This is a genomic window from Mucilaginibacter sp. CSA2-8R, from assembly GCF_038806765.1.
In the GTDB taxonomy this organism is placed as follows: Bacteria; Bacteroidota; Bacteroidia; order Sphingobacteriales; family Sphingobacteriaceae; genus Mucilaginibacter.
In genome coordinates, this window is sequence record NZ_CP152389.1 from 868,540 (window position 1) to 892,247 (window position 23,708).

Annotated in this window: 18 protein-coding genes; 10 read left to right on the forward strand and 8 right to left on the reverse strand. The window is 43.2% G+C overall.

Annotated features, from left to right (window positions below; all coding sequences use genetic code 11):
• Position 1 precedes the first annotated feature (1 nt).
• The 5 genes from AAGR14_RS03760 (at position 2) to AAGR14_RS03780 (ending at position 8,035) form a co-directional block, all read left to right on the forward strand.
• On the forward strand, positions 2-1,279 hold the full coding sequence (locus AAGR14_RS03760; protein ID WP_342647264.1) for a pitrilysin family protein: 1,278 nt from the start codon (positions 2-4) through the stop codon (positions 1,277-1,279).
• Positions 1,280-1,481: 202 nt separating this feature from the next.
• Entirely contained in the window at positions 1,482-2,951 is a 1,470-nt protein-coding gene (gene guaB / locus AAGR14_RS03765; protein WP_342647265.1) for an IMP dehydrogenase, read from the forward strand.
• A gap of 136 nt (positions 2,952-3,087) precedes the next feature.
• On the forward strand, positions 3,088-4,644 hold the full coding sequence (locus AAGR14_RS03770; protein ID WP_342647266.1) for a carboxylesterase family protein: 1,557 nt from the start codon (positions 3,088-3,090) through the stop codon (positions 4,642-4,644).
• Positions 4,645-4,843: 199 nt separating this feature from the next.
• Positions 4,844-7,150, forward strand: a complete 2,307-nt coding sequence (locus tag AAGR14_RS03775) for a family 20 glycosylhydrolase (RefSeq protein WP_342647267.1) — start codon at positions 4,844-4,846, stop codon at positions 7,148-7,150.
• Between the two features lie 93 nt (positions 7,151-7,243).
• Positions 7,244-8,035 (forward strand): hypothetical protein, encoded by a 792-nt coding sequence (locus AAGR14_RS03780; protein WP_342647268.1) that lies wholly within the window; start codon positions 7,244-7,246, stop codon positions 8,033-8,035.
• A gap of 66 nt (positions 8,036-8,101) precedes the next feature.
• Here AAGR14_RS03780 and AAGR14_RS03785 read toward each other — a convergent pair whose 3' ends face one another.
• Positions 8,102-9,097 carry an aldo/keto reductase gene (locus AAGR14_RS03785; protein WP_342647269.1) on the reverse strand — a complete coding sequence of 332 codons (996 nt, stop codon included), beginning with the start codon at positions 9,095-9,097 and terminating at the stop codon, positions 8,102-8,104.
• 255 nt (positions 9,098-9,352) lie between these two features.
• On the opposite strand from AAGR14_RS03785, the gene AAGR14_RS03790 reads away from it, so the two are divergent.
• The 5 genes from AAGR14_RS03790 (at position 9,353) to AAGR14_RS03810 (ending at position 16,015) form a co-directional block, all read left to right on the forward strand.
• Positions 9,353-11,332 (forward strand): tetratricopeptide repeat-containing sensor histidine kinase, encoded by a 1,980-nt coding sequence (locus tag AAGR14_RS03790; protein ID WP_342647270.1) that lies wholly within the window; start codon positions 9,353-9,355, stop codon positions 11,330-11,332.
• 66 nt (positions 11,333-11,398) lie between these two features.
• A complete protein-coding gene (locus tag AAGR14_RS03795; RefSeq protein ID WP_342647271.1) occupies positions 11,399-13,462 on the forward strand; it encodes a BatA domain-containing protein in 2,064 nt (687 codons plus the stop codon).
• A gap of 26 nt (positions 13,463-13,488) precedes the next feature.
• Entirely contained in the window at positions 13,489-14,745 is a 1,257-nt protein-coding gene (locus tag AAGR14_RS03800) for a dihydroorotase (protein WP_342647272.1), read from the forward strand.
• Positions 14,746-14,755: 10 nt separating this feature from the next.
• On the forward strand, positions 14,756-15,430 hold the full coding sequence (locus tag AAGR14_RS03805) for a hypothetical protein (RefSeq protein WP_342647273.1): 675 nt from the start codon (positions 14,756-14,758) through the stop codon (positions 15,428-15,430).
• A gap of 15 nt (positions 15,431-15,445) precedes the next feature.
• A complete protein-coding gene (locus AAGR14_RS03810; RefSeq protein ID WP_342647274.1) occupies positions 15,446-16,015 on the forward strand; it encodes a DUF4199 family protein in 570 nt (189 codons plus the stop codon).
• 10 nt (positions 16,016-16,025) lie between these two features.
• On the opposite strand, the gene AAGR14_RS03815 is transcribed toward AAGR14_RS03810, so the two are convergent.
• From AAGR14_RS03815 to AAGR14_RS03845, 7 genes are all read right to left on the reverse strand, one after another.
• Positions 16,026-16,421: a hypothetical protein gene (locus AAGR14_RS03815; RefSeq protein WP_342647275.1), complete on the reverse strand. Its 396-nt coding sequence runs from the start codon at positions 16,419-16,421 to the stop codon at positions 16,026-16,028.
• Between the two features lie 208 nt (positions 16,422-16,629).
• Entirely contained in the window at positions 16,630-17,979 is a 1,350-nt protein-coding gene (rseP, locus tag AAGR14_RS03820; protein ID WP_342647276.1) for an RIP metalloprotease RseP, read from the reverse strand.
• A gap of 14 nt (positions 17,980-17,993) precedes the next feature.
• The gene (locus AAGR14_RS03825) at positions 17,994-19,193 is read right to left on the reverse strand and encodes a 1-deoxy-D-xylulose-5-phosphate reductoisomerase (protein WP_342647277.1); all 1,200 of its coding nucleotides are present in this window, start codon (positions 19,191-19,193) and stop codon (positions 17,994-17,996) included.
• Positions 19,194-19,270: 77 nt separating this feature from the next.
• Positions 19,271-20,767: a GH3 auxin-responsive promoter family protein gene (locus AAGR14_RS03830; RefSeq protein ID WP_342647278.1), complete on the reverse strand. Its 1,497-nt coding sequence runs from the start codon at positions 20,765-20,767 to the stop codon at positions 19,271-19,273.
• Positions 20,768-20,769: 2 nt separating this feature from the next.
• A complete protein-coding gene (locus tag AAGR14_RS03835; RefSeq protein WP_342647279.1) occupies positions 20,770-21,546 on the reverse strand; it encodes a glycerophosphoryl diester phosphodiesterase membrane domain-containing protein in 777 nt (258 codons plus the stop codon).
• A gap of 6 nt (positions 21,547-21,552) precedes the next feature.
• On the reverse strand, positions 21,553-22,521 hold the full coding sequence (locus tag AAGR14_RS03840) for a glycosyltransferase (protein ID WP_342647280.1): 969 nt from the start codon (positions 22,519-22,521) through the stop codon (positions 21,553-21,555).
• 105 nt (positions 22,522-22,626) lie between these two features.
• On the reverse strand, positions 22,627-23,577 hold the full coding sequence (locus tag AAGR14_RS03845; RefSeq protein WP_342647281.1) for a glycosyltransferase family 2 protein: 951 nt from the start codon (positions 23,575-23,577) through the stop codon (positions 22,627-22,629).
• Positions 23,578-23,708: the final 131 nt, after the last annotated feature.

Here is a 23,708-nt window from a genome sequence, read left to right on the forward strand (position 1 = left end):
CATGACGTTGAACAGAACTTTGGCGCCTGTATATCAGGCAATTGATCATATCAGTCTTATTGAGCCAGGACATACACAATTGCCTAACGGTTGTAAAGTGTATTGGTTTAACTCCGGCGACCAGGACTTGCTGCGCATGGAGTTGATTTTTGGTAATCTGCGTTTTGATCCGGCCAAGCCATTATTAAACATGGCAGTAAACACTATGCTTACCGAGGGTACGTCGGCCTTATCGGCCACCCAAATAGCCGATAAAATTGACTACTATGGTGCTTTTTTACAGGCGGAGTATGGCTATGATAACTCACAGCTTACGCTTTACAGTTTAAACCGCCATTTAGAGCACACCTTGCCGGTTATTAAAGATATATTAACGGATAGCCAGTTTCCCGAAAATGAATTGGATACCTATATCCGTAACCAGCAGCAAAAGTTACAGGTGAGCCTTCAAAAAAACGATATTCTGGCGCGCAGGGCTTTTAACCGGGCGGTGTACGGCAACTCCATTTATGGCTTAAGCGCCGATGCCGGGCATTACCAGCAACTGCAACGGGCTGATATGCTGGCGCACTTTAAGCAAATGTATCAGCCGGCTAATTGTACCCTGGTAATTGCCGGTAAAGCCGATGAAGTTGCTTTAAATCAAATTATAGCTGCTTTTAGCAATTGGGAAAATACGGCTGAACCAGCTGATGTAAGCCAGCAGCTTATTGAGCCTTTAACGGACCGTTTTTACTTTACCGAGAAACCAGACGCATTGCAGTCGGCCATCCGCATGGGACTACCTATGGTTAACCGTACCCATCCTGATTTCCCGGCCTTGCAGGTACTTAATACTGTTTTAGGCGGTTATTTTGGATCACGTTTGATGGCTAACATTCGCGAGGATAAGGGTTATACCTATGGCATAGGTTCTGGTATTTCATCGCTTAAATATGGCAGTGCGTTTTTTATTGCTACTGAGGTAGGTGCCGATGTTTGCCGTAGTGCGGTAAATGAAATCGAGAAAGAAATTAACCTGCTAAGAACCGAACCCATAAGCGAAGAAGAACTTTCGTTAGTGCGTAACTACATGTTGGGTTCTTTACTCGGCAGTTTGGAAAACGTGTTTTCGCATGCTGATAAGTTTAAAAACGTTTACTTTTCGGGTTTAAATTATGACTATTACAGCCGTTACACCGAAATTGTAAAATCTGTTACGGCCGAAGAACTGCTTGCATTAGCCAACCATTACTGGAACTTCGACGAGTTCTACAAAGTAGTTGTCGGAAAATATTAATATTTCGCCTGCGGTTTCGAAGGCGATATGTTGTTATATATGCCAATGTCCAATAATGTAGTGCATTGGCATATTTTCGTTTCATTGGCTGCAATTTGTCATTTAAGTTTAAACTAAATAGGCAATTGCAGGGCATTAGCCAAAAAACGAATTAATTTCTTACCTTTGCCCGGCAAATAATCACACACAAAAATTATTTGCCATGCAGCTCGACCCCTCCAAATTTGTTGCCGAAGGTTTAACCTACGATGATGTGTTGCTTCTTCCAGCTTACTCAGAAGTTTTACCACGCGAAGTTGATACCAGTTCGTATCTCACCAAAAAAATTAAGCTGAATATTCCTGTCGTTTCGGCGGCTATGGATACTGTAACCGAATCTCAGTTGGCCATTGCTATAGCGCAGGCAGGTGGTTTAGGTATGCTGCACAAAAACATGACCATACAGGCTCAGGCCGACCAAGTACGCAAAGTAAAGCGTTCTGAAAGTGGTATGATACAAGACCCCGTTACCCTTAACGAGACGGCCATTGTAGCTGATGCTTTTAAAATTATGCGTGAGTATCGTATTGGCGGTATCCCGGTAATTGATGCAGACGGCAAATTAAAAGGCATTGTAACCAACCGCGATCTCCGTTTTCAGAAGGTAATGAGCCGGCCGGTAAGCGAGGTGATGACCTCGACCAACCTGATTACTGCTCCACAAGGCACTACCTTGTTGCAGGCTGAAGAGATTTTGCAGGATCAGAAAATTGAAAAATTACCCGTAGTTGATGGTGACGGTAAATTGTGTGGTTTGATAACTTTTAAAGATATCCAGAAAGTAAAAAGTTACCCTATTGCCTGTAAAGACGAGCATGGCCGGTTAAGGGTAGGAGCAGCAGTTGGCGTAACCGCCGATACCATGGACCGTGTAGATGCCCTGGTAAAAGCAGGTGTAGATGTGATTGCTATTGATACAGCACATGGGCACTCTAAAGGAGTAATTAACAAGTTAAAAGAAGTTAAAGCTAAATATCCTGATTTGCAGGTAATCGCAGGTAACATTGCTACCGGTGATGCTGCCAAAGCCTTAGCCGAAGCTGGCGCCGATGCGGTTAAGGTTGGTATTGGTCCGGGTTCTATTTGTACTACCCGTATTATTGCCGGTGTAGGCGTACCGCAATTATATGCCGTATACGAATGCGCCAAAGCTTTAGAAGGTACTGGTGTGCCGGTTATTGCCGATGGTGGTATTAAACATACCGGCGATATAGCTAAAGCCATTGCTGCCGGCGCAAGCTCCATTATGGCAGGTTCGTTGTTTGCTGGTGTTGAAGAGTCGCCGGGCGAAACCATTATTTACGAAGGCCGTCGTTTTAAATCTTACCGTGGCATGGGTTCTATTGAGGCGATGGAATCGGGTTCAAAAGACCGTTACTTTCAGGATGTTGAAGATGATATTAAAAAGCTGGTACCCGAAGGTATTGTTGGGCGTGTGCCGTACAAAGGCACACTGTCCGAGGTTACTTACCAGTTTGTTGGTGGTTTAAAGGCCAGTATGGGTTATTGTGGCGCTAAAGATATTGCTGCGCTGCAAAAAGCCCGTTTTGTTCGCATCACAGCTGCCGGTATCCGCGAATCGCATCCGCACGATATTACCATTACCAAAGAAGCGCCTAACTATACCAGGTAAGCTTATTCAATAAATCAACGCAAAGGCTGCACTTTTACAAGTGTAGCCTTTGTTGTTTAACAACCTTGTTACGGTTGGGTATGATGCTTTCATATATTTACCTTTGCTTTAACCAAGCCAATTAAAATCTACCTTCATGAAAAAAGTGATTCTTTCGTTGCTGATGCTTGCATCTATACAGCTTTATGCTCAAAATAATCAAGGTGCTTTGCCTCAGGTTAAAACTGCTAACGGATTGTTAGATGGTGTTACCGAAGCCAGCGGTATAAGATCTTATAAAGGCATCCCGTTTGCACAGCCGCCGATAGGCCAATTACGCTGGGTTGAACCACAGCCGGTTAAAAGCTGGACCGGCGTACGCAAAGCCGATCACTTCGGTCCGCAGGCTATGCAACGTACTATGTACAGCGACATGATTTTCAGGAGCGACGGTAAAAGTGAAGACTGCTTGTATCTGAACGTCTGGACACCTGCTAAGTCGAGTACGGAACGTTTGCCCGTCTTGGTGTACTTCTACGGAGGTGGATTTTCGGCCGGTGACGGCTCGGAAGGCCGGTATGATGGTGAGAGCATGGCTCAAAAGGGCGTCGTGGCTATTACGGTGAATTACCGTTTGGGCGTATTCGGTTTTATGGCGCATCCTTTGCTCACTGCCGAGTCTTCGCACCACGCCTCTGGCAATTATGGATTGCTGGACCAGCACGCGGCCCTGGAATGGGTACAAAAAAACATCGCAGCGTTTGGCGGCGACCCTAAACGGGTAACTATAGCGGGCGAGTCGGCAGGCTCGATGTCGGTAAGTGCACAAATGGCATCCCCACTATCAAAAGGGCTTTTTGCCGGAGCTATTGCCGAAAGCGGCGCGTTGTTAGGTAACCTGTCGCCGGCACCTTTGGCGGCGGCCGAAGAGAACGGGCAGAGATTTGCAACAGCGGTAAAGGCAGCCTCGTTAGCCGACTTACGTAGTATCCCGGCAGACTCGTTACTTAAAATGTCTGCCGGCTTTCGTTTCTCGGCTGATGTTGATGGCTACCTGATTCCTAAAATGCCCAAAGCTATTTTTGAAGCTGGTGAGCAGATGCATGTGCCTTTACTGGTGGGCTGGAACTCGGCCGAAGGCAGTTACCGCAGTGTTTTAGGAAGCCGGTCATCTACGGTACAATCTTACAAAGAAGCCTTATTGGCTGCGTATGGTAAAGAAAAGGCCGACGCCATCTTTGCAGCTTACCCGGCTGCTAACGATGCAGATGTAGAGCAGGTGGCTACCGAGTTGGCTTCTGATAACTTTATTGCTTACAGTACCTGGAAATTAGCCGATATGCAAAGCAAAACCGGTGGCAAGCCAGTATACAAATATTACTATACCCGCAAACGCCCTGCTTTTACCGACGGAAAATCTAATGACGCACCTGGCGCAGTACACTCAGCCGAGATAGAGTATGCACTTGGCAATTTGCGTTATAATAAAGCTTACCACTGGACTCCCGAGGATTATAAAATATCCGAAACAATGCAAACTTACTTTGCCAACTTTATCAAAACAGGCAATCCTAATGGTAAAGGGCTGCCAACATGGTACAGTTTACAAGAGCGGCAACCGCAGCAGGTAATGATTATTGATGTAAACAGTAAATTGCAGACAGATACTCATGCCCCGCGATATACTTTGCAGGAAAAACTGAACGGCAAGTAATCGGATTTTTGATTAAAGTTCAATCGGCTTATTTAAGTGAAATTGTAGCTGTCGGATGCCTGAATTTTTCTACATGATTTCAGGTATCCGACAGCTGTACTTATTTCGCTTTGTAATTTTATTGACTAAATAATTACAACACTCCCAAAATCTTTTAATTTCACGCCTCGTTATCTTTCTAAAACGTTTTATTCCAGATATGTTTATAAAATACCGGTTACTGTTTTCGCTGTTTGTTGTTCTTTCTTTCTATAGTGCCCACGCTCAAAGTACCGATCCCAATCTGGGTATTATCCCTGCACCAGTATCGGTACAAAAGCAAGCCGGAACGTTTACTTTAAGCCAGGAAACAGTGATTTTGGCCGACAGCGTAAATAATAAAGCGGTTCAGTTTTTAACCAGTTACTTGCAAAATAGGTATATGTTAAAAAACAAGCTGGAGTCTTTTAAAGGCAGCTCAACCGGCAACTCCCTGGTATTAACTTCGGCAGGGAGCGAAAACTTACCCGCCGAAGGTTACCGTTTAACCATCACCCCAACAGTAATAACCATTGCAGGCAAGGGCGCCGGGTTGTTTTACGGTATGCAGTCATTAATTCAGTTATTACCGGTTGAGCGGGCTGCTACAGCAAAGTTACCTTGTGCAGTAATTGAAGATTATCCGCGGTTTGCCTACCGTGGTTTGCACCTTGACGTTTGCCGTCATTTCTTTTCGGTTGAGTTTGTAAAGCGTTACATTGATTTAATAGCGGCTTATAAGCTCAATAATTTTCACTGGCATTTAACCGATGATCAGGGCTGGCGTATCGAAATAAAAAAGTATCCGCGTTTAACGCAAATTGGCAGTCAGCGTGCGCAAACCCTTATTGGTAACTATCACGACCGCGTACCGCAACAGTTTGACAATACGCCTTATGGCGGTTATTATACCCAAGACCAAATTAGGGATGTGGTAGCTTACGCGGCCAGTAAATACATCAATGTGGTACCCGAAATTGAAATGCCTGGCCACGCTATGGCAGCTTTGGCATCATACCCGGAGTTAAGCTGCGATACCAAGCAGGAATACAAGGTTTCTGAAACCTGGGGCGTTTTTAACAACATATTTTGCCCTACCGAAAAAACGTTTACTTTTTTACAGGATGTTCTTACTGAAGTAATGGAACTTTTTCCGAGTAAATACATCCACATCGGCGGCGACGAAGCGCCTAAAGTAATCTGGAAATCATCGCCAGAGGCTCAAGCGGTCATCAAAAAATATAAGCTTAAAGACGAACATGCCCTGCAAAGCTATTTTATTCAGCGCATGGAAAAATTTGTGAACAGCAAAGGCCGCAGTATCATTGGTTGGGATGAGATACTGGAAGGCGGACTTGCACCCAATGCTACGGTAATGAGCTGGCGGGGCGAGGCCGGTGGTATAGCCGCAGCCAAGCAAAACCACCAGGTAATTATGACGCCCGGCAGCGGCGGCATGTACTTCGACCATGCCCAGGCCCGGTCAGATCTCGAACCGTTGAGTATAGGTAGCTATTCGCCTTTAACAAAAACATACGCTTACAACCCAGCTTCGGCCAGCCTTACTCCGCAGCAGCAAAAATATATCATGGGTGTACAAGCTAATTTATGGACGGAATATATTGCTACCGAAGATAAAGTAGAATACATGGTATTACCCCGCTTAATGGCTTTGTCGGAAGTGGCTTGGTCGCCGTTGGCTAACAAAAATTATAAAGATTTTTCGGAAACACGTTTGCCTAAGCACCTGGCCTGGCTGGAGGCTAATAAATACAATTACCGTGTGCCAACGGCTATAGGTACTAAAGATACATCGTATACTGGCACGCAACTTTCTGTTGATTTAAAACCTCCGGTTAACGGCGCTAAAATTTATTACACCATTGATGGTTACACCCCCGACGAAACCTGCCTGATATATACATCGCCATTCACCTTAAATATTCCGCCCGATCAATACCGCGAACTAAAAACTATCGTTATTACTCCAAGTGGTAAACGTAGTTTAGTTACCCGTATGCTGGTGTATAACCGTACGCCATTGCCTGCGGTAACTTTTGATGGTAAGCAGCCTGGTGTAAAGTATGAGTTGGTTGCCGGATCGTTTACCGGTACCGGGCAGTTGGATGGTGCAAGGGTGCTGGATACCGGTGTGGTTAAAACCTTCAATACGTCGGCTTTTAAAAAGGCTAACCGTACCTTTGGGGTGACTTACGAAGGTTACTTTAACATTGATGCCGATGGCAAATATATTTTTTCTACACAGTCTGACGATGGTTCGGTTATTTTGATTGACGACCAGATGGTGGTAGATAATGATGGTAAACATAGCCTTTTTGAGCAACCTGGTGAGGTTTTGCTACAGAAAGGGATGCATAAATTTACCTTAAAGTATTTTGATGCTGGGGCGTTTAGCACACTAAGAGTATACTTAACCATGCCCGGAAAACCTAAAGGCGAATTTTCGGCCGAGTCTTTACTCAATTAATGTTTACTGGTTAACAGGAGACATTGAACATATTTAACTAACTTAAGCTTTATCAAGCCCTGCTTTTGGTAAAGCAAACTATTGATTTTAACCATGAAGCGTTATTTATATTTAATGCTGAGCTGCATGGTAGGATTAACCGCATGCAGTAACCACAATTCGGATGATGCCCGTGTGGCTGCTCCGGTAGCAACCGAGGCTCCGCGGGTAATGGCACCATTCAGATACCACAAAACGGTTGAAGTGGCACCGGGGCAATATTATGATGTATTGTCGTGGGGCAGAGGCTCTGAAAGTACCGGGGCCTTTGAAATCTTGCGGTCCGACTCGGCAACGATGAAGTATACCACTACCACCGGCGATTTGGATGGCCGCATTGTAGATGTGTTCAACTCAGACATGGATACGGATGGCAATCCGGAGATATTTATCCATACCCAGGCGGCCGACAGTACCAACGCAGCCCAGGTAATTGCTTTTGAGTACAACGACAACACTGCCCGTAAACTGGAATTTCCGCGGCTAACTAAGTCACAACGCAAAGGTTACCGGGGCAACGATCGGTTTTTTATTAAAGACGGTAACTTAACACGTGAGTTTGAGGTTTTTGATGATGCCGACTCGCTGACTAAAACCCCGCTGCAAAAAAGACTGATTGAGTATAATCTGCGCGGCAATAATTTGCAGGCTAAACAGCTCAGCACCGATTCTGTAACAAAAGAAGCCACAACACCGCGTGCTGCAAAGTTGGAAAGCGAAACAAAATCCTCTTCAAGTAATTCTCATTCATCCAGCAAAAAATCATCCAGCAAAAAATCTGTCAAAAAGAGCCGTAGTTCGCGCCATCACGAAAGTCATCATAAACGCAGAAGGCATCGCCGGTAGTCTGTTTTTAATATATCACGCAGTGAAAACACCTGCAACTTGTCAGAAAGTTACAGGTGTTTTTGTTTAGTCTACCAGCTGTAACTGTTTTAGTTCGGCGGTAATCATCGCTATTTCCTCAGCGCTAAGTTTTACATCAATGGCTTTTGCATTTTGGGTAGCCTGGTCGGCGTTGCGGGCTCCAACTAACGCTACGGTAATACCTGGTTGCTCAATAGTCCAACGAATCACTAATTGCCCTAAGGTTGCATTTTTTTCATCGGCCAATGGCTTTATCTTGTTCAAAAAGTCATTGGTCCGGGCAATGTTCTCATCTTTAAAAAACTTTAGCCCTGCACGGTGATCCCCCTCGCCAAACTTTTGTCCGGGTTTCATTTTTCCGGTAAGTAAACCGCGTTCCATAGGGCTGTAGGCCAGTATGCTTTTGTGGTTTTCGAGACAGTAAGGTACAATGTCCTGTTCAATCTTTCGGTTAACCATGCTAAACGGTACCTGGTTAGAGGCCAGCTTAATAGTTTTTTCGGCTTCCTGCATTTGGGCAGCGTTATAATTACTTACACCGGCTTCTCTAATTTTTCCCTGTTCTTGCAATCGCAAAATAGCTTCCATGGTTTCGGCAATGGGCGTGCTTTCGTCTGGCCAGTGTATTTGGTATAAATCAATATAATCGGTATCTAAACGCTTTAAGCTATTTTCGCATTCGGTAATAATACTTTCTTTGCCGGCATATTTATAGATGTCCAGGTCATTGCCTTCGTTATCCTTCGATTTAAAACCAAAGGTGCCCTTGGTTAAATCCCAGCGCATCCCGTATTTTGTTAAAATCTGAACCTTATCGCGTGGCAAATCTTTAATAGCTTGGCCAACTAATTCTTCACTCTTGCCTTGCCCATAAATCGGAGCAGTATCAATGCTGGTAATGCCGGCATCATAGGCTGCACGCATAGCATTTACTGCGTCATTATCGTCGTTTCCTCCCCACATCCAGCCGCCTGCTGCCCAGGCGCCAAAAGTAATAGCAGATACCGCTAAATCTGTTTCTCCTAATTTTCTGTATTCCATAATTCTCTTATCGTTTTTACTCAACATCCGGTAAAAATTATTGTTCAGGTTTAAACTTTTATAAAGCAATAGTTACAATAAATTGATGCTGATGAATGAGTGTAATTATGTTTCAGTTAAACCGTGTAATGCGAATGTTACTGTTTGTGGATGAACATTCGTTAATTATTTGAATAAAAATGCATCCAAAAAAAATTCAACACCGTATAAGTTTATAGTAACATGCATTAGGTTGCATTAATCTTTAATTAACTCTTGAAAAAAAATAATACCATAAGCTTAAAACGTACCAACATTAATGGGTGGTTTTTCTTGCTGTTGGTATGTTTATTAATGGCAGGCAGCTCATTATCTTATGCTGCCAACGTGGCCGAAAAGCATCCCCGGATTATTGCTTTAGTTGATTCGCTTAACGAGCAGGCGTCGCCATTGATCAGGTTAGATCCTGGTAAAGCATTTACACTGCTTACCGAGGCTGAAATACTGGCTACCCAATATAACTATAGCAAGGGGCGTGCGGTGGCTTACCTTAACCAGGCCGAGGTGTTGAATCAGCGCGGTTACTCTACCCGCGCACTCGAATTGTATTATCGCTCCATGCAATTGAGCCGCCAAAATCGTGATGTGTATAATATTGCCCGTGCTGAGCAGTACATCAGTACTATTAAACGTAAGGGCGGCAGCTTCAAAGAAGCAGAAGATTTATTGAACCATACTCTCGAAACTTTTTCGGATTTAAATAAGCCGGTTGATATGGTTAATATTCAGCTTAAGCTTGGCTTGTTGTATGCCGAACAAAAAAACTTTGATAAAGCCATGGCCTATTATAACATGGCTTATAATCTGAGTACAAAAATTAAATATCCGTACGGACAAAAAAGAAGTTTTTACAATCGTGCTATATTGTACGAAGAAATGCACAAGCCTGAGGATGCTATTAACTATCTAAACAAAGGTTTGCTTATTGACAGCCTTTCGGGCGATACTAACGGCAAAGCTTTAACTTACATTGAGCTGAGCAGGGTTTACATCCGGAACAAAAAATATAAAGAAGCCCTGCCTTACGCCATACTGGCGTATAACAAAGCCGATAGCTGTGCAGCTATGGGTTTGGTGAAAACAGCCGTGCAGTTGTTGTTAAACATCAGCAAAGCATCGGTAGATAAAGACGCCATTATACAATGGCAGGACGAACTTATTTACGTAGACAATTTAATTAACGACCGCGAGCGCAAGCAAGCTAATGATTTTATTGATGCTTTGCGCGCCCAGGAAGAACAGCAGCTTAAGGTGCAGCAAAGTGTTTTAATGGCCGAAAAGAAAGCCCAGCAGCAAAAAAATCAGATTGTTGTTTATATCGGTGCTTTATTGTGTTCGGCTGTTATTGTGTTGACATTACTTTACAACTATAAAAAAGCCAAGCAAAAAAATGCCAAGCTAAATGCGCAGAAACAGCAGATTGAACGGCAGATTGGCATGCTGGATAAGCTTAACCGCGAAGTGCTTAGTCAAAATCAAAAATTGGAAGATGATAATGTGCTTAAAAGTAAGTTGTTGTCTATCATTAGTCATGATTTGCGTAAACCGTTGGCCAACACCCAAAGCATCCTGCACTTGGTTAACGCAGGTTTAGTATCTGAACGTGAAACCAAAGATTTATTTAAACATTTAGAAGCGCAGTACAGCCGGGTAATGACCCTGACTGATAACCTGCTGTTTTGGATACGCGGACAAGTAAGCGGGGCACCCGTTAAAAAGGAAACCGTTAATCTGCACGACACGGTGAATAACATTATTGAAGAAACGGTAATGCCGATTAGTGAGAAAGGGCTTGAAGTGCAAAACCATTTACCTGCCGAGCTGGCTTGGGTAACCGAAAACGAAACGCTGAAAATAATTTTACGTAACCTCATAAACAACGCCGTGAAATTTACCCCTGTTAACGGAGTAATTGCGTTTAGCGGTGATGTGAATGATAACGAGACTCATCTAACCATTACAGATAGCGGTATTGGCATTAGCCCCGCCATGATGGAGCAAATTAACAGTGAAAGCTATTACACTACCAAAGGAACGCAGAACGAGGAAGGCAGCGGTTTTGGTTTGATGCTCATCAGAGATTTGTTGAAAAAGCAAAACGGCAGGCTTAAAATTAACAGCAAACCCGGTGAGGGCAGTGCCTTTACCATCAGCTTTCCGGCGGTAACCGCTATTTTACCAGTAGTTGCTTTGTAAGTATGCCCTATCGGGGTATATTTGTTACTACGCCTGCTGCCAAATGGCAGGGTATAGTGTAACACCATGCAATTTGTTTATCCGGCTTTTCTGTTTGCCTTATTATCGCTAACAATACCGGTGCTGGTGCATCTGTTCAATTTCAGGCATTACCAAAAAGTTTATTTTAGCAATGTTCAGTTTCTTAAAGAAATTAAAGAACAGCAATCATCAAGGCGTAATCTGCGCGAGCGTTTTATTTTGATAAGCCGCCTGCTGGCGCTGGCATTTTTGGTGTTAGCTTTTGCCCGCCCATATCTTCCTGATAAAAATACGGTTAGCCCGGGTAAGCGGCAGATTATTAGCATTTTTCTGGACAACTCATACTCTATGCAAACACTAAGCACAGAGGGAAGCTTGTTAGACGAAGCCAAGCGCCGGGCTAAAGAAATTGCATCAGCTTACAGTATAAACGACAAATTTCAATTACTCACGCAAGATTTTGAAGGTAAGCACCAGCGGCTGCTTACCCGGCAGGAATTTAATGATGCTGTTGACGAAGTTAAAATAAGTGCCCAAAGCCGCCGCCTGCCGCAAATTATTTCGCGCCAGCAAAGCATTATGCAAAATCAATCCGGCACTTCGGAGCAAATCTATATCATATCAGATTTTCAAAAAAGTGCTACCGGGCAAAATCAGGTAAAGCCGGGCGCTGGTACAAACATTAACATGGTGCAGCTTAAGGCTAATACCTTACCTAATATTGCTGTTGATTCGGTGTGGCTATTAAGCGCGGTACACCGCCCCGGCGAGGGCGAAAAGTTAGTGGTAAAACTGCATAACTATGCAGATAAAGATGCGCAGGGTATACCCTTAAAATTATTTATTAATGGTGCTCAGAAAGCGTTAGGCAGTTTTAGTCTCAAAGCAAAATCTGCGCAGCAGGATACACTGTCATTTTCGGGTTTGCAATCCGGATGGCAACAGGGGCTTATTCAGTTGCAGGATAACCCTATTGTGTTTGATAACGACTTTTATTTTACGTTTGATGTAAAAGAACATATGCCTGTACTGCTAATTGACGGCGGACAGGTGAATCCGTATTTGCAAGCGGCATTTGCAACAGATGCCTTTTTTAAACCGGTTAGCGTAAATTATGGCAGTGTTAATTATGCCGGCTTAAGCAGCTACCCGGTAGTGATGCTGGCCGATGTAAAAAGCATACCTACCGGACTAGCGCAGCAACTTAAAACGTACGTGGCCAAGGGTGGGACGTTGGTGGTATTTCCGGCTGATGAGGCAGACCTGAACAGCTACCGTGGATTGCTGCAGCCTGCAGGAGCAGTTTGGCCCGAAAAGCTAATTACCGGACCAACCCGGGTAAGTAACTTAAATGCTAATAGTCCTTTATTTAGAGGTGTGTTTGAAAACGCACCACAGAACCCCGATTTGCCGCTGGTGCAAAAATATTATCAATTGAGCACTGGCGGGCGTACACAAAGTGAGGCGCTGATGAGTTTGCCGGGAAGACAGCCTTTTTGGTCCGGCTATCGTAGCGGGAGCGGTAAGATCTACCTATCGGCAGTGCCGCTGCAAGAAAGCTACAGCAATTTGCCCCGGCATGCTTTGCTAATTCCGGTATTATTCAGGATAGCGCTTTTAAGCGGGCACGACCAACCCTTGTATTACACTATTGGTAAAAATGAAGTGGTAGAAACTATTCCGTTTCAATTAAATGAAAAGCAGATATTAAAGCTAAGCAAGGGCAACCAAACGTTTATACCTGATGCCCGGCAGCAGGAGGGGAGCACATTTTTATATGTGGCCGACCAGATACAGCAGCCTGGAAACTATTTGCTAAAAAAGCAAGACAGCTTGGCCGCCGTTATTGCGTTTAACAACAACCGGCTCGAGTCTGATTTAACTTATTTTGAACCAAGCCAGCTAAAAAATCTGGTTCCTGAAAATGGGTTGGTAGTACAGGCAGGTAAGGGATCGTTACAGAGTGCCATCAGTGAAACAAATTTTGGCCTGCAATTATGGAAAGTTTGTATAATTTTGGCCCTGATTTTCGTGGCTGCCGAAATAGTGTTGATCCGCTTTTATAAAGTAGAAAAACAGTCGCTTTCAACGCCGGCCACAGTCAAATAAAAAGGTAAAGCATAAAGCCCCACCATATGAAGTTGCTCATCAAATCTGCTCACATTCTGTATCCTGGCTCGGATTTTCATCAAACTAAAGCCGACGTGTTGATTGAAAATGGACTGGTTAGTGCTATTGCCAACAGTTTAAGTGCAGATGATGCTGAAATAATAGATGCTGAAGGCAGTTACCTTTCGCCCGGCTTTTTTGATTTAAATTGCAGCATTGGCGAACCGGGCCTCGAAACCAAGGAGGATTTAAATACCGGTTTGCAGGCCGCAGCAGCAGGTGGTTTTACCGGGTTGGCTTTAATGCCCGATACGCAACCACCCATACATTCAAAAACAGAGGTTGAATACCTGATCAATAAAACCAAAGGCAATCTGGTGCAGGTTTATCCCTTAGGAGCTATTTCTTACCAACGCGAAGGAAAAGACATGGCCGAAATGTATGATATGTACCTAAGCGGGGCCAAAGCTTTTACTGATGGCGATAAGCCGGTGAAAGATGCCGGTTTAATGGAACGGGCCTTACTATATGCCAAGGGCTTTAATGCACTGGTTTTTTCGTACCCCGAGGATGTTGCCATTGCCGGCAAGGCCAAAGTGCACGAAGGTGCCGTGAGCACTTTATTAGGCATGAAAGGTATTCCGTCGTTGGCTGAAGAATTGATGATTGCCCGCGATTTGTATTTAGCAGAGTATACCGAAGCCCCGATACATTTCAGTACCGTATCAACTGCACGCTCTGTAGAGTTGATCCGGGACGCCAAAGCCAAGGGGTTAAAAGTTACGTGTGATGTTGCCGCACATCATCTAGTATTAACGGACGAAGCGCTATTAGGCTTTGACAGCCAGTATAAAGTTAAACCCCCGCTGCGTACTCAAACGGATGTTGATGCACTGTTACAAGGGCTTAAGGATGGCGCTATTGATGCTATTGTATCACAACATACCCCGCACGAAGTAGAGTTTAAAGATGTTGAGTTTGAGATAGCTGCTTTCGGCATCATCGGGTTACAAACTGCTTTACCACTGGCCATCAGGGCAGGCTTACCGCCTGAATTGATTATCGAAAAGATGGCAGTTAACCCCCGTAAAATATTAAATGTTGAGCAACCTGCTTTAGCCGAAGGGCAGGCAGCCAACTTTGTATTGTTTAACAGCGATGCCGGGTGGATTTTTGATAAACAGAGTAACCGGTCAAAATCATCCAACTCTCCGTTTTTTAATCAGAACTTAAAAGGTAGAGTACTGTTAACTTTTAACAACTCACAATTACAAAAAAACTAAAATCGAAACCATGATTAATCCTACTATAAAGGCTGCTATCGATGCCGCACTGACTACTTACACCGTTTACGAACCGGTAAATGCATCTGTTATTGCCGATAAACTTAAAACTGTTTTTAGTGCCGAAGAAGATTTTCTAGACAAAGCTGATGCCTTGGATGAAGTTTTTGACGAGCATCCCGAAGTAGAAGATTTACGCGAGGTTTTCTTTGATTTGCTGATGGTGAACTTCTTTAGCGCAGATATTGACCGCCTGGAAGAAGATTATCTTGACTCGCCCGAATGGGCAGAAATTGAAGAAGAGACACTTGACCGTGGCACCGAATTACTTAACGTACTGTTGTATTTAAACGAATGCAGTGACGAGGATCTTGAGCCATCATTGGATGATTACTTAACCGAATTTTTACTGGTGGATGATGACGAGTTTCAGGATGAGCACCAAATTTATGAGCCGATTATTGCCAACCAGATTTTAGTCGAAAGCTCGCCCGAGGAAGTTAACAAAGTTGCTGAGCGCTTATCAGAGGATGCTGAATTGAAGGAACTGTTTTATTCAATTATGACGTTTTTTCAAAATACCAAACCAAGCGAAAATGATAAACAGGATGTAGCCGAGCAAGCACCTAATAAGGCATTTGACATGGCGGTTTATCATATTCTGCTCGCTTTTAATAAAAACTGAGAGTTATAGCCCTGAATGGAAAATTTGGATAAGGCCGTACGGTACCAAGGCGCACTGCGTGGATTGTTGTTTGGCGGCCTCATGTTATTGGTTGATATACTTAAACTTTGGTATCTGGCCTACTCGGCCGGATCACCATTGGTTACTTTCATTATCTTGTACCCTGTTTATTATATCATTTTATTTGCGGCTTCGTTATTATTTATCAATAGCCTTCGTAATAAAATTGGGAGATACTGGAGTCTTAAACAGGCCATTACCGGTATTTTCATCATGCTCTTTATTACTGGTATCATCTGGAATAATGGGCTTAATCTTTTTTCGGCCAAGATTGCACCAGTTATGGCTGATACGGCACATGTGGAATTGGTAGAGGCTCGTAAAAAAGCTATGGAAAGCAGCAAGCTGGCACCCGAAAAAGTAAATATTGAAGTTGCTCAGATGAATGCGGCTTTTGCTGCCAGCAAGCAATTTTCAATCACCAACTTTTTTAGGTCACTATTAGTATCCACTATTTTGGTATTCGCTATTTCGGCCATGCTGGGTACGCTTTTTAAGCGTGAAAAGCCGGCTCAGTCTTCCTGATGGCAGCTAATTACTGCATCATTTGGTTAGGGTTATAAGGTCGTACCGATAAAACGCTGTCTACCACAAAACTACTTATACCGCGCCATGGCAATGGGTTTTTGTATTCTTTATAATGCAGTTCTAAGTAGGCGCCTGCGCTTCTGTTCAATTTCTCAGCTACTTTAGGATCAGTAACCGAAAACATAAATTCGTTAGACTGAATGCTGCCTTGCGTAGGTGTTCGTATACCGCTTTGTATTAACCGGCCCTCGTACGTTTTAAATAGGTTTCCTTTGTGCACAAAATAGTTCATGGTACCGGCCTTGGTGCCGTCGCCAAAAACAAAGTAATAACGGTAATAAACTACCCCGGCTAAAACCAAAAAGAATATAATTAAGATGATAGTAACAATGCGCTGTTTCATGATTGTTACTATAACAAGATAAATACCATTTTGTACAGATTATTTTAACTTATCTTCTTAATTAAGAAGCTTTAACGTTAATTAATTGACGCTGATGAAGTTGTTTAATTAAAATAGATAAAACTTATATGCTTTATAAAAAAGCTTATACGCAAAAACGGCTTTCTTTTCAGGAAAGCCGTTTTTGCGTATAAGCGAAGCTGTCTGCTTACTTCTTCATCAGTTTTACAATATCACTGCCAAACACAAAAACCATCAGCGACACCAGTATTACAAAGCCTACAATTTGTGCACGCTCCAAAAATTTATCACTCAGGGGTTTGCCTTTAATCATTTCAATAATTAAGAATAAAGCATGGCCACCATCCAGTGCCGGGATGGGCAGCAGGTTCATGAGGGCTAATGCCATTGATAGGAGGCCTACCAGGCTCCAGAAACGCAGCCAGTCTACATGTGCACCAAATAGCCGGGCAATGCCTATAGGGCTTGATAATGCTTTATTAGCTTTAACCTGGCCGGTAAATACTTTGCCTAACCCTTTTGCATTGTCGCTAAAAGTGCCCCAGGCCTTAGAAGCACCCACAGGTAACGAACCAAAGAAACCAAACCGTAAGGTTTTTTCTTCGGGCAGGTCTGTTTTCACTCTGATGCCAAAGCGGCCATCTTTAAAGCCCAGCATGCCATCTTTATTCACCTCGGCTATAACTGCTTTGGTTTCGTTGTCACGCTTCACCGTAAGACCTATCGGCTTGTTTTTATACTTCTGAATTTCCTGCTGAAACTCATCGTAGAAATGGATTGTTTTACCGTTTACTGCAATAATGCTATCACCATGCTGCAAGCCTGCTTTTTGTGCATTACTGCCTGCTACTACCGAGTCTACCATAAAGGTAGTACGTGGCACACGGTTAATAAACTCTTCAATACCCATATCCGATACATCATTCAGGATGTTACCCGGTACTTTAATGTCGAGATTTTGGGTGCTGCGGTGCACATTTAAAGTACTGTTACCCATCAATACTTTAGAACTGATCAGATCTTCAAAACGCTCAACTTTCTGGCCGTTAACGCCTACAATCTTATCGCCAGGTTTTAGTCCAATTTCCTGACCAATTTTGCCTGGAACAATTCCGTATTTTAAAGCATCGTTTGGTATATAGCTTTCGCCGTATTTAATAGTGAGTACCCAAAAAATTAAAATACCCAAAACAATATTTACAAAAATACCGCCAAGCATCACAATCAAACGCTGCCAGGCCGGTTTAGAGCGAAACTCCCAGGGTTGCGGCGGGCCAGACATTTGCTCGGTATCCATCGACTCGTCAATCATACCGGCAATTTTTACATAGCCACCCAATGGCAGCCAGCCCATGCCGTACTCAACCCCCTTATAGTTAAATTTAAACAGGCTTACACCCCAGGCGTCAAAAAACAGGTAAAATTTTTCTACTTTAATGCCAAAAGCGCGGGCTGCTATAAAATGCCCTAATTCGTGCAGTATTACTAATATTGATAGGCCCAGTATTAACTGGCCTGCCATAACCACTATATCCATTATTGTTGTACGTTCTAAACCGTCAATGCCTTAAACGGCGTTTTTCTAATTAAATTTTGCGCTAAGATGCGTGTTTCTTTATCAGTATTCAAATAATCGGCTAATGTTGGACTCTCCACATAAGGCATTTGTTTCATACAGGCCTCAATTATTTCGCTCATTCCTAAAAAGCTAACCTCATCGGCCAAAAAACCTGCCACCGCTACCTCGTTAGCTGCATTAATAATGCATGGCATGTTGCCGCCAGCTTTTAATGCTTCAAAAGCCAGTGCCAGATTTCTAAACGTTTCCAGATCGGGCTTTTCGAAGCTTAGGTTAGGGTAAGCCATAAAATCAAACCGCTTGTACTGATTTTTAATCCGCTCGGGGTAACCTAAAGCGTATTGTATCGGCAACTTCATATCAGGCAATCCTAACTGCGCCTTCATCGATCCATCCTCAAACTGCACCAGCGAATGGATAATAGATTGCGGATGCACAATGACTTCTATTTGTTCCAGTTGCAAATCAAACAGCCACTTAGCCTCAATCACTTCCAGGCCTTTGTTCATCAGAGAGGCCGAGTCAATAGTGATTTTGGCCCCCATGACCCAATTAGGGTGCTTAAGTGCATCATGCCGGGTTACGTTGGCTAAAAAATTGTTGTTTTTACCTCTGAAGGGACCGCCCGAAGCAGTAAGAATTATCTTCTCAATCGGATTTTGTTCTTCACCCGCTAGGCACTGAAAAATGGCCGAGTGCTCGGAGTCTACCGGTAACAGTTTTACCTGGTGCTCTTTGGCTAAAGCAGTAATCAGTTCGCCGGCAACTACCAATGTTTCTTTATTAGCCAAGGCAATATCTTTACCGGCCTTTACGGCGTTGATAGTAGGCTCCAAGCCGGCAAATCCTACCATGGCGGTTAGCACAATGTGCAGTTCGGGCAGGGTTACGATGTTTTTTACCTCCTCGTAACCGGCTAATACTTTTACCTCGGTATGTGCCAGGGCCTGTTTAACCTGTTCGTACAGGTTAACCTCGCAAATAACGGCATAAGCAGGTTTAAATTGCAGCGCCTGCTCAATCAGCAAATCGGCATTGCGGTGAGCGGTAAGCACATGTGCTTTAAAACGGCCGGGATTTTCGGCTATTACCTCGAGCGTTTGTGTACCAATGCTGCCTGTTGAACCCAGTACAGCAATATATTTTATATCAGCAGAAGACGAAACAGACATTATGTACAATAATCAAAACCTACGTAAGCTGCAACAGCTTGGTTTGCTGGTTTGTGACGGGTAATTTAAGTGTGTAATCAAATTATATAATTGGCAAGTGCATCAGCAATCTTGCGGTCGTTAGCTAAACGGGGAACTTTATTTTGGCCACCCAGTTTGCCTTGCGAGCGCATAAAGTTAATAAAACTATCCGGTTGTAAACTTCTGATAATTAAGGGGCGCAAAATGTTGCCCTCAATTAAATCAAAGTAATAGATGTTTTTTTGCTGCAGTACTTTATCAACCTGTTCGGCAAACTGCTGTGGGTTTGCAGGTGGGTTACCAAATTCTATAAACCATTCGTGGTAGGGTAAGCCCTCGGCGGGGGTAACCTGCGGGGCTACCGTAAACTCAACAATATCTATACCTTGCTGCCGGGCTACCGTCATTAATGCGTGTTCTACCTCTTCGCCTATAACGTGCTCGCCAAAGGCAGATATGTAGTGCTTAATCCGACCAGTAACTACAATTTTATGCGGTTTAAGTGAGGTAAACTTTATAGTATCTCCGATGCTATATCCCCATAAACCAGCATTGGTATTTAAAATAAGAGCGTAGTTCTTATTCATTTCCACATCGGCCAGGCTAAGGCGGGTTGGATTATCATTAAAATACTCGTCGGCCGGTATAAATTCGTAAAATATACCTGCATTAGCCAGCAGTAACAGGCCCTTATCTTGTTGCGAATCCTGAAAAGCAATAAAGCCCTCTGAGGCAGGGTAAGTTTCGATAGTGTCGATACCAAAGCCTATACTGTCTTCGACGCGGGCGCGATAAGGCTCATAGTTTACACCGCCGTATACAAACAGTTTAAAGTTAGGGAAAATATCTTTAATTTTTTTGCCTCCGGCTTTAGCCGAAAGACGGTCAAAATACATCTGACACCAAGGCGGGATGCCCGAAATCAGGCGCATATCCTGGGCATAAGTTTCTTCCACAATAGCATCTACTTTTTGCTCCCAGTCTTCAATACAGTTCACCTCATAGCTCGGCAGGCGGTTCTTTTGCAGGTAAGCAGGTACGTGGTGTGCTACTATGCCCGACAATCGGCCTACAGCAATACCAGCCTTTTCGCTCATAATGGGGCTACCTTGTAAAAAGATCATTTTACCGTCCACAAAATCTGCGTTACCGGTTTCGTGTATGTAGCTGAGCAATGCGTTACGGGCAGCCCTGATATGCTCGGGCATACTTTCTTTAGAAATCGGAATGTATTTAACCCCCGATGTAGTGCCTGATGTTTTAGCTAAATAAGCAGGTTTGCCTGGCCACAAAACGTCGGGTTCGCCACCAGTCATCCGGTCGATGTAAGGCCGTAAATCTTCGTAATCGCGTACCGGAACGCGTGATTTAAAGTCATTATAATTTTTAATTTGACCAAACTGATGGTCGCGGGCAAAGGCGGTACCGGAAGCTTGCTTTATTAGTTGTTGCAGGGTTTGTTGCTGCAGGGCTACAGCGTTGTGACGTAGGTTTTCTAAATCGCGGTTTACCCAGGCGGCAAACCATTTGCTCAATACCGATTTTAAACCCATACTTACAAAGTTTCAGATACGTCGTCGTCTACGTCTTTATGGCTGTAGACAAGCTTACGGTAGGTTGTTATAATTGCAACTTGAACTGTTGGGAAAGTTATAGCAAACCAAAGGATAGCTCCAAATTCTATCAAATATGCGTCTAATGCTTTATTTTGCTCTACAAAAATTGTGATAATTCCATTTACGACAAGCAGTATCAGGGCTACAAAACCAAATACAATGAGTACCATACTTAACAGCTTGAAGAAATTGTTTTTGGTTATTGCAAAGCTCTGTTGTAATGATTCTAAAGGTCCTGAATCATCGTCTACTATAAAGCATAGACAAAAAATTAATCTAATCAAGAAATACACTATCGCGATAGCTTCAACAAGTAATAGAAAATAAAGTAGAAAGCCGTTTTTAACAATTCTGAAGTCTATAAAAAGTAAAGTTTGATAGATTATTCTAAATACAATCACAATCAAAACGGCATAGCAAACCATCTTAAAAGATGGAAGAATATCCTTAAACTCAAATTCATAATACTCCTTATCAATAAGAGTTAATAAAAGTTTATAGAATGATAGAGTAAGATAGGTTGCAACAATGGAAATAATTTGTGCTCCTAAAATTTGCGCTGTTACTGAATATTGGGAAAAATATACTGATAGAGCGTCCTTCGCCATTTCGCCCAGAAAAGTAACCATTGTAAAAACAATTAAGATTACATAATTCTCTTTAATGACCTTCCATGCAGTTTTGATAGTGTCGGCAATGGAAAAAGGATGATACATAAGTGCTTATGATGTTTTAAAAATTACGCGCTTCCAAAAATCCTGCATAAAGCCCAAGCCATAAGCTACAAGTTGAATGAAGGCTGCGCCCACGCTCAAAAATGCAACTTTTAACGATTTGTTTTTGTACCAGGAGTGAAAAAATATCAATAAACTAAACAACGCCAGTATAAAGTTGCCGAGTATGGCAATACCCCAACCTAATAAATTGGCAATGATGGTGAACAACACGCCCAATGTAAACGCAGCCGGAAAAAAGTGTACTAGCTTTAACTCGTTAGGGAAAAATTTATAGATGTTAATACGTGCCCTGCCAAAAAAATGAAGCTGCTTGTAAAACTGTGCGTAGCTTGTTCGGCGTTTATGATACACCTTGGCTTCAGGTATCAACCCGATTTTAAAACCGGCCGTATGTATGCGGATGCTGTACTCAATATCTTCGCCCAAGCGGGTAATTATAAAGCCACCTGCTTTTTCCCATACCTGGCGGGATACTCCCATGTTAAAGCTGCGTGGGTGAAACTGCCCGATACCTTTTTTATTGCCGCGTATGCCGCCGGTAGTAAAAGGCGAAGTCATGGAATAGCTAATGGCCTTTTGCATATCGGTAAACGATTCATGGGCATCATCGGGTCCGCCATAAGCATCTAGGTAATCGGTTTGCAGGCGATGGTTAACTACTTCCAGGTAATTTTCCGGGATAAGGCAGTCCGAGTCGAAAATGATAAAATAGTCTCCGTTTGCACGTTCAAAGCCAAAGTTACGGCTAAAGCCCTGGCCTTCGTTGGGTTTAAAATAGTAATGAATGTTTAATTGCCCGCTAAAGCTTTCAGCAATGTGTTTGGCATCCTTAACTGAGCCGTCCTCAATCACCAGTACCTCAAACTGCCGGTAGGTTTGCCGGGTAAGGCTTTCCAGCAGTTCTTTAATTTCCTGCGGGCGGTTATAAAGCGGTATGATGATAGAAAAAAACATTGTTAACGGACTGCTTACTGGGCAAGCGTGCAATTATACAGATGATATAATTAATAGTTAAATAAACCTGAGCGGAAATGTATAGGATAAACGAAAAATTTTCGATTATACTCGGTCTTCAATCTGGTATTTGTTACGCTCGCTCGAACTGCGAGCTACCAATTCAGCCACAAAGCCGGTTAAAAATAACTGCGAACCTAAAATGATAGCCACCAGCGCCAGGTAAAATAAAGGGTTATCGGTAGCGTCGCGGTATTTCTCGTTATGGGCAATGTGGATGAGTTTTTCTGTAATAATCCAGATGGCCATTACCAAGCCTACAAAAAAGCTAAGCACACCCAATGAGCCGAAAAAATGCATGGGGCGCTTGCCAAACTTGCCAACAAAAAATATAGACAATAAATCTAAAAAGCCATTGATAAAGCGGCTCATCCCGAATTTGGTAGTGCCGTATTTGCGGGCACGGTGTTCAACCACCTGCTCGCCAATTTTAGTAAACCCTGCCCATTTGGCAATTACCGGAATGTAACGGTGCATTTCGCCGTACACCTCAATGTTTTTTACCACGGCCTTGCGGTAAGCTTTTAGGCCGCAATTAAAATCGTGCAGGTTATCAATACCCGACATTTTGCGGGTGGCCGCGTTAAATAAACGGGTAGGAATGGTTTTGCTTAACGGATCGTATCGTTTAGCCTTCCAGCCCGATATTAAGTCGTAGTTTTCTTCGGTGATACGGCGGTACAATTCGGGTATTTCGTCTGGGCTGTCCTGCAAATCAGCATCCATAGTAATAATTACACTACCTTGTGCTGCCTCAAAGCCGGTATTTAACGCGGCCGATTTTCCATAATTACGCCTGAACTTGATACCTTTAATGCAGGTGTTTTGTGCATGTAGCTTACAAATCATCTCCCATGATCCGTCGCGGCTACCATCATCAACCAGTAATACCTCGTAGGTAAAATTGTGCTCCTGCATTACCCGGCTTATCCAAGTGGTAAGTTCGGGCAGCGATTCAACTTCGTTTAATAAAGGTACAACAACTGAAATATCCATGCATCGAAAGCAATGCCTAAAAAAGGCTTAATTGCAACAGGCAAAAATATAAAAATACTTGAGTATAGACGACAATCTAACAAGGCGTGTTTAGCCTTTTAAAGCCAAGCCGAATGGTATAGGAGTTTAAT

What these genes read in the sequence shown, in the direction of transcription:
- AAGR14_RS03760 (WP_342647264.1), top strand. Translation starts at nt 2, where the DNA reads ATGACGTTGAACAGAACTTTGGCGCCTGTATATCAGGCAATTGATCAT.
- guaB (WP_342647265.1), top strand. Translation starts at nt 1,482, where the DNA reads ATGCAGCTCGACCCCTCCAAATTTGTTGCCGAAGGTTTAACCTACGAT.
- AAGR14_RS03770 (WP_342647266.1), top strand. Translation starts at nt 3,088, where the DNA reads ATGAAAAAAGTGATTCTTTCGTTGCTGATGCTTGCATCTATACAGCTT.
- AAGR14_RS03775 (WP_342647267.1), top strand. Translation starts at nt 4,844, where the DNA reads ATGTTTATAAAATACCGGTTACTGTTTTCGCTGTTTGTTGTTCTTTCT.
- AAGR14_RS03780 (WP_342647268.1), top strand. Translation starts at nt 7,244, where the DNA reads ATGAAGCGTTATTTATATTTAATGCTGAGCTGCATGGTAGGATTAACC.
- AAGR14_RS03785 (WP_342647269.1), bottom strand. Translation starts at nt 9,097, where the DNA reads ATGGAATACAGAAAATTAGGAGAAACAGATTTAGCGGTATCTGCTATT.
- AAGR14_RS03795 (WP_342647271.1), top strand. Translation starts at nt 11,399, where the DNA reads ATGCAATTTGTTTATCCGGCTTTTCTGTTTGCCTTATTATCGCTAACA.
- AAGR14_RS03800 (WP_342647272.1), top strand. Translation starts at nt 13,489, where the DNA reads ATGAAGTTGCTCATCAAATCTGCTCACATTCTGTATCCTGGCTCGGAT.
- AAGR14_RS03805 (WP_342647273.1), top strand. Translation starts at nt 14,756, where the DNA reads ATGATTAATCCTACTATAAAGGCTGCTATCGATGCCGCACTGACTACT.
- AAGR14_RS03810 (WP_342647274.1), top strand. Translation starts at nt 15,446, where the DNA reads ATGGAAAATTTGGATAAGGCCGTACGGTACCAAGGCGCACTGCGTGGA.
- AAGR14_RS03815 (WP_342647275.1), bottom strand. Translation starts at nt 16,421, where the DNA reads ATGAAACAGCGCATTGTTACTATCATCTTAATTATATTCTTTTTGGTT.
- rseP (WP_342647276.1), bottom strand. Translation starts at nt 17,979, where the DNA reads ATGGATATAGTGGTTATGGCAGGCCAGTTAATACTGGGCCTATCAATA.
- AAGR14_RS03825 (WP_342647277.1), bottom strand. Translation starts at nt 19,193, where the DNA reads ATGTCTGTTTCGTCTTCTGCTGATATAAAATATATTGCTGTACTGGGT.
- AAGR14_RS03830 (WP_342647278.1), bottom strand. Translation starts at nt 20,767, where the DNA reads ATGGGTTTAAAATCGGTATTGAGCAAATGGTTTGCCGCCTGGGTAAAC.
- AAGR14_RS03835 (WP_342647279.1), bottom strand. Translation starts at nt 21,546, where the DNA reads ATGTATCATCCTTTTTCCATTGCCGACACTATCAAAACTGCATGGAAG.
- AAGR14_RS03840 (WP_342647280.1), bottom strand. Translation starts at nt 22,521, where the DNA reads ATGTTTTTTTCTATCATCATACCGCTTTATAACCGCCCGCAGGAAATT.
- AAGR14_RS03845 (WP_342647281.1), bottom strand. Translation starts at nt 23,577, where the DNA reads ATGGATATTTCAGTTGTTGTACCTTTATTAAACGAAGTTGAATCGCTG.